Source organism: Mycobacterium sp. TH-M82 (genome assembly GCF_057473605.1).
In genome coordinates, this window is record NZ_JBYCKY010000564.1 from 1 (window position 1) to 2061 (window position 2061).

At 68.6% G+C, this 2061-nt stretch carries 2 protein-coding genes and 1 tRNA gene; 2 read left to right on the top strand and 1 reads right to left on the bottom strand.

The genetic code is table 11. From position 1 onward, the window contains the following. Nucleotides 1–113 precede the first annotated feature (113 nt). A tRNA-Ser gene (locus AC2VON_RS17025) sits at nucleotides 114–200 on the bottom strand. A gap of 39 nt (nucleotides 201–239) precedes the next feature. On the opposite strand from AC2VON_RS17025, the gene AC2VON_RS17030 reads away from it, so the two are divergent. Then, entirely contained in the window at nucleotides 240–1298 is a 1059-nt protein-coding gene (locus AC2VON_RS17030) for a histidinol-phosphate transaminase (protein WP_486954002.1), read from the top strand. Nucleotides 1299–1308: 10 nt separating this feature from the next. Then, a partial coding sequence (locus tag AC2VON_RS17035; RefSeq protein WP_486954003.1) for a crotonase/enoyl-CoA hydratase family protein occupies nucleotides 1309–2061 on the top strand: 753 nt, incomplete at its 3' end.

The following is a 2061-nucleotide window of genomic DNA, read 5'->3' on the forward strand; positions in this document are numbered from 1 at the left end:
GCCCGAAGGGATTCGAACCCCCAACCTTCTGATCCGTAGTCAGATGCTCTATCCGTTGAGCTACGGGCGCCTGTCTTCGATTGTGCTGCCGGCCGACCGGAGTCGGCCCGCGGCGGAGGCGAGAGGATTTGAACCTCCGGTCCCGGTGAAGGGACAACTCATTAGCAGTGAGTCCCATTCGGCCGCTCTGGCACGCCTCCTCGAACTTTACGAGGGTACTAGACCCCTATGCTGTCGACGTGACCGCCCGCCTGCGCCCGCAGATCGCCGCACTGCCGGCCAACCCCGAGGGCAAGACCGTTCCGGGCTCGATCAAGCTGGCCAGCAACGAGACGGTGTTCCCGGTGCTGCCCAGCGTCAGGGAAGCCGTGCAGCGGGCCGCCGCCACGCTCAACCGCTACCCGGACAACGGGTACGCCGAGCTGCGGACGCGGCTGGCCGCCCATGTCGGGTTTCCGCCCGAATGCGTCGCCGTCGGTTGCGGGTCCGTCAGCCTGTGCCAACAGCTCATCCAGATCACCGCCGATGCCGGTGACGAGGTGGTGTTCGGCTGGCGGAGCTTCGAGATCTACCCGCTGCAGGTCCGCACGGCCGCGGCGGTGGGGGTCCCGGTGCCGCTGCGTGAGCACACCTATGACCTGGACGCGATGCTGGCCGCCGTCACCGATCGCACCCGGCTGATCTTTGTCTGCAACCCGAATAATCCGACGTCCACCGTCGTCGACCCGGCAGCGCTGGCGCGTTTCGTGGCCGCGGTGCCGCCGGACATCCTGGTTGCCCTCGACGAAGCGTACGTGGAGTACATCCGCGGGCCGATGGTGCCGGACAGCTTCGGTTTGGTCCGTGCACACAGCAATGTCGTTGTGCTGCGGACGTTTTCGAAGGCTTACGGGCTGGCCGGCGTGCGGGTAGGTTACGCGGTCGCCGACCCGGCGGTGATCAGCGCGCTGGGCAAAGTCTACGTGCCGTTCACCGTCTCCAGCATCGCGCAGGCCGCTGCGATCGCGTCGCTTGACGCCGCCGGCGAGCTGCTGGCCCGCACCGACGTGGTGGTCGGCGAGCGGGAGCGGGTCGTTGCGGTGCTGCGCCCGATACTTCACAGAGCCGGGTTCACGCTGCCGGGATCGCAGGCCAACTTCGTGTGGCTGCCGCTGGCCGAGCGCACGTCGGAGTTCACCGACGCCGCCGCCGCGGCCCGCATCGTGGTCCGCCCGTACGGCGATGACGGCGTGCGGGCGACCATCGGGTCACCAGAGGAAAACGACGCGCTGTTAAGGTTCGCCCGGGACTGGATCTAGGCTCGTCGGCATGCACGCGTATGAATCCGTCGCCGTCGAAACCAAAGACGCTAAGAACCACGTCGCACAGGTCACCCTGATCGGGCCGGGCAAAGGCAATGCGCTGGGTCCGGCGTTCTGGTCGGAGATGCCAGAGGTGTTCGGTGCGCTGGACGCCGACCGTGACGTGCGCGCGATCGTGTTGACCGGCTCGGGCGGCAACTTCAGCTACGGACTGGACGTGCCCGCGATGGGCGGCACCCTGGCACCGGTGCTGGCCGAGGGCGCGATGGCTCGGCCGCGGACGGACTTCCACACCGAGATCCTGCGTATGCAACGCGCGATCAACGCAGTCGCCGACTGCCGCACCCCGACGATCGCGGCGGTGCACGGCTGGTGCATCGGCGGCGGCGTCGACCTGATCTCGGCGGTCGACATCCGCTACGCGGCCGCCGACGCCAAATTCTCGGTGCGCGAGGTCAAGCTGGCGATGGTCGCCGACATGGGCAGCCTGGCCCGGCTGCCGCTGATCCTGTCCGACGGGTACCTGCGGGAACTGGCGCTGACCGGCGGGAACATCGACGCCGCCCGAGCGGAGAAGATCGGCCTGGTCAACGACGTGTTCGACGACGCCGAAACCTGCCTGGACGCCGCGCACGCCACCGCCGCCGAGATCGCCGCCAACCCGCCGCTGGCGGTGGCCGGCGTCAAGGACGTGCTCGACCAGCAGCGGATCGAGCGAGTGTCGGCCAGCCTGCGCTACGTCGCGGCGTGGAACGCGGCG